This window comes from Streptosporangium minutum (assembly GCF_002149035.1).
Taxonomy (GTDB): domain Bacteria; phylum Actinomycetota; class Actinomycetes; order Streptosporangiales; family Streptosporangiaceae; genus Streptosporangium; species Streptosporangium minutum.
Window position 1 is genome coordinate 1 of the sequence record NZ_NGFP01000414.1, and the last position, 4,222, is coordinate 4,222.

2 protein-coding genes are annotated in these 4,222 nt (G+C 68.0%); one reads left to right on the forward strand and one right to left on the reverse strand.

Annotated elements, in window-relative coordinates; genetic code table 11:
• Positions 1-84: 84 nt before the first annotated feature.
• Positions 85-3,351, reverse strand: a complete 3,267-nt coding sequence (locus CA984_RS42810; protein ID WP_086579010.1) for an efflux RND transporter permease subunit — start codon at positions 3,349-3,351, stop codon at positions 85-87.
• A gap of 114 nt (positions 3,352-3,465) precedes the next feature.
• On the opposite strand from CA984_RS42810, the gene CA984_RS42815 reads away from it, so the two are divergent.
• Positions 3,466-3,933 (forward strand): MarR family winged helix-turn-helix transcriptional regulator, encoded by a 468-nt coding sequence (locus tag CA984_RS42815; protein WP_086579011.1) that lies wholly within the window; start codon positions 3,466-3,468, stop codon positions 3,931-3,933.
• The last annotated feature ends 289 nt before the right edge of the window (positions 3,934-4,222 follow it).

Consider the following 4,222-nt stretch of genomic DNA (forward strand, 5'->3'; position numbering starts at 1 on the left):
CCCCGAACCCCCGGCACAACCGGCCGCCGCACGGCGCGAACCCCACCGTACGGCGACCGGCACATCCCCACCCGCAGCGGGCGCCTACCGGGACGGAGCCAGCTCGTCGGCGTCGTAGACCTTCACCTCGGCCTCGTGCCTGCCGGGCCTGGACCCGCGGCCGAACCGCTCCTTGGTCCGCTCCAGCATCACATACAGCGTCGGCACCAGCACCAGCGTCAGCAGCGTCGACGACAACAGACCACCGATCACCACGATCGCCAGCGGCTGGGAGATGAACCCACCCGACCCGGTCAGACCCAGCGCCATCGGGATCAACGCGAAGATCGTCGCCACCGCGGTCATCAGGATCGGCCGCAGACGCCGCCGGCCACCCTCGACCACCGCCTCCACCACGCCCATCCCCTGCTCCCGATACTGATTGATCAGATCGATCAGCACGATGGCGTTGGTCACCACGATGCCGATCAGCATCAGCATGCCGATCAGCGCCGGAACACCCAGCGGCGTACCGGTGACCAGCAGCAGGCCGATCGCGCCGGTCGCCGCGAACGGCACCGACACCAGCAGCACCAGCGGCTGCACGAAACTACGGAACGTCGCCACCATGATCATGAAGACGATCGCGATGGCCGCCAGCATCGCCAGCCCCAGCTGACCGAACGCCTCCTCCTGATCGGCACTCACACCACCGATGGCGTACTTCGCCCCCGCCGGCAACGACAACCCCTCCAGCTTCGCCGTCAACGCCGCGGTCACACTGCCCAGGTCACTACCCGTAGCCGTACCCGAAACCGTCGCACTGCGCTCACCGTCGATCCGCGTCACCTGCGTCGGCCCGTCGACCTCGGCCACCTTCGCCACATCCGACAACTCGACCTCGCCGGCGGCCGACGGCAGCTTCAACGCACCGATCGCCTTCAGATCCTCCGGCGCCTCACCGACCCGCAGGACCAAATCACTGGCCCGCCCGTCCAAGGTGATCTGACCCAGCGGCGCCCCACGGAAACGCTGAGCCACCACCTGCGCGATCTGCGCCTCGGTCAGCCCCTTGGCCGCCGCCTTACGCCGGTCCACCTGAACCTCCACCCGCCGGCCACTGGCCTGCAGGTTGGAGGAGACATCCCGCATCCCCTCAAGACCCGCCATCGCACCGCGCACCACCTCGGCCGCGCCCTGCAACGTCGCGGTGTCCGGCCCCTGGACGATCACCTGAAGCTGGTTGGTCGAACCGCCCCCCGGAGCCCCCTGCCCGCCGCCGACGGTCACCTCACCGACATCCGCCAGCGCCTTCAGCCGATCACGCAACGCGCTCTCCAGCGCCGCGGTGTCGGCCCCCTCGGCGACCGTCACCGAGTAGGAGGCACGATCACCGCCACCCCCCGTCGCCCCCATGAACCCGCCACCGGCACCCACATTGACCTGATAGCCCTCCACGTCCTTCAGAGAGCCCAGCACCTCCTCCACCTTCTTGGCCGCCGCATCCGTGGTGGCCAGGTCAGTGCCGGCAGGCATCTTCTGCGTCACCGAGAGCGTGTTCTGACCCGAAGAGTCCAAGAAGTTGGTCTCCAGCCGCCCGGCCAGACCCATCGTCCCCACGAAAATCACAACACCTACCAGGACGGTGACCAGCCGCCGCCTGGTCGCAAAACGCAACACCGGCATGTAGGCCCGCTGCAACGGACTACGCAGTTCCTTGGCCTCAGCCTCCTCACGCACCGCACGCGCCCGCTCGGCACTGAGCACCGGCGCCTTCAAAAACCAGTAGGCCAGCACCGGGATCACCGTCAACGACACCAGCAACGAAGCCAGCAACGCCACCGTCACCGTGACCGCGAACGGCGCGAACAACTGCCCCACCATGCCGCCGACCACCGCGATCGGCAGGAACACCGCCACCGTGGTCAGCGTCGAGGCCGTCACCGCCCCGCTCACCTCACGCACACCCGCCAGCACCGCGTCACGCTTGGCCTCGCCATAGCCCAGATGCCGCTTGATGTTCTCCAAAACCACGATCGAGTCGTCCACCACCCGCCCGACCGCGATCGTCAACGCCCCCAGCGTGAGCATGTTGAGCGAATAGTCACCCAGCCACAGAGCGATCAGCGCGATGACCACCGACAGCGGGATCGACACCGCCGTCACCAGCGTCGAACGCACCGACAACAAGAAGACCAAGATGACCAGCACCGCGAAGACCAGACCCAGCAGACCCTCGGTGGTCAGATCCTCGATCGAACGCTCCACATACGGCGCCTGGTCGAAGACCACCGTCACCTGCGCCGAATCACCGATCGCCCGGACCAGCTCCGCCTTCTTCTCGTTGACCGCATGAGAGATCGCCACCGCGTTGCCATCGGGCGTCATCGTCACCGACACCCCCAGGCTCGGCTCGCCGTTGGTGCGCGTCAACGAGGTGCTGTCGGCCAGCGAACGCTCGACCTCGGCCACATCACCCAGCTTCACCGGCTTCGGCGCCGCCACAGCAAGCCGCGCCTGCTGGGCCCGCTGCTGAGCCGCGGCCGCACTGCCCTGCCCCGGCACCTGACGCCCCTGCTGGGCGGCCTGCTGAGCCTGCGCCGGCGCCTGCTGGACGGCCTGCGCCGGAGCCGCCGGGATCAGATAGAGATTCCTCAGATCCTCGATCGAGGCGATCCGGCTGCCCACCTGAACCGTCAGCGACGCCTTGTCCTGCACCAGGCTGCCCGCCGGAACCGGCTGCCCGTTGGCGCGCAGCGCATCGGTCACCGCCGTCGGAGCCAGCCCGCGCGCGGCGAGCTTCTTGACATCCGGAGTGATCACCACGGTCTCGTCCCGGGCGCCGGTCACCACGGCCTCACGGACGCCGTCGATGCCCTGAAGCTCCGGCACCATGATCCGCTGGAGCTTGTCGGCCATGGCCCGCTCGTCACCGCCGGTCCCCACCGCCAGCACCAGCACCGGAATGTCGTCGGTGCCGCCGGCCAGGACCTGCGGGTCCACCCCGTCGGGCAGCTGGGCGCCGATCCGCGACACCGCCTGCTGCATCTTCGCCACCGCCGCGTCGATGTCGGTGCCGTACTCGAAGGCCACCTGAACCTGCGACATCCCCTCCTGGGAGGTGGAGGTGACCTCGGTGACCCCCTCGATGCCCTGGAAGCTGTCCTCGATCGGCTTGGTGACCTGCTCCTCCACGATCTCGGGAGAGGCGCCCAGATAGGGGGCGACCACGAACGCGCCCGGGAACGAAAGCGAAGGCAGCAGCTGTTGTTTCAGCGACGGGATCGCGAAGGCGCCGAACGCGCTCAACACGACCGCGATCATTATGACGAGGCTGCGGTTGGCAAGGCTCAACCTGGCCAAGGCGGTCATGGGGGCGGACTCCTAGGGGGACGTCACAATAAGTTTCGCCCACACTAACACTTCGCCTCACACGAATATTTAACGCTGCCTTGCCATCCTGATAACCTTCTCAGGAAGCGAGAGGTGAGTGTGAACGACGAACGCGACCGACTGATCCACCGGATCGGCGAACTCCAGCACGACCTGGCGCGACTCTTCGCCCAAGACCGCCCCCCCTCCCCCCTCTTCGACTCCAACCTCACCATGCGCCAGCTCAAGGTCGTCATGCTCCTGTCCTGCCAGGACTCCGCCTCCGGCCAGGACCTCGCCCACCACCTCGGCGTCGGCCTCGGCACCGTCACCGGCATCGTCGACCGCCTCGTCGGCCACGGCCTCGTCACCCGCCGCGAAGACCCCCACGACCGCCGCATCCGCCGCGTCGAACTCACCCCCGCCGGCCGCACCCTCACCGAACAGATCACCGAGGCCGGCCTCGCCGACTTCCGCCGCCTCCTCCAGTGCCTCGACACCCCCACCCTCCACGACCTCTCCAACGTCATGGACAAGATCCAAGCCGCCGCCCGCACCCTCTCCACCAACAAGACCACCTGAGAACAGGACGACAGACCCCCAAGCACACCGGACCACCACCCAGCGACCACCCTCCACCCACCGGCACCGACCATGATTGAATACGCCCCTGAGCCGAAAACCCCCGGGGGCGCTCATGACCGACACCACGCCCCGGCAGGCCACCAACGCCCGCCGAGCCGTGTCCTTCTTCTTCATCCTCCTCGGCACCGTCTCCGGCGAAGCGGCCGGCGGTCATGGCGGTGGAGAAGACGGCGAAGCCGAGGGCGGCGACGCTCTGGGGGGCGCCCAGGTCTTCGAAGAGGTAGAC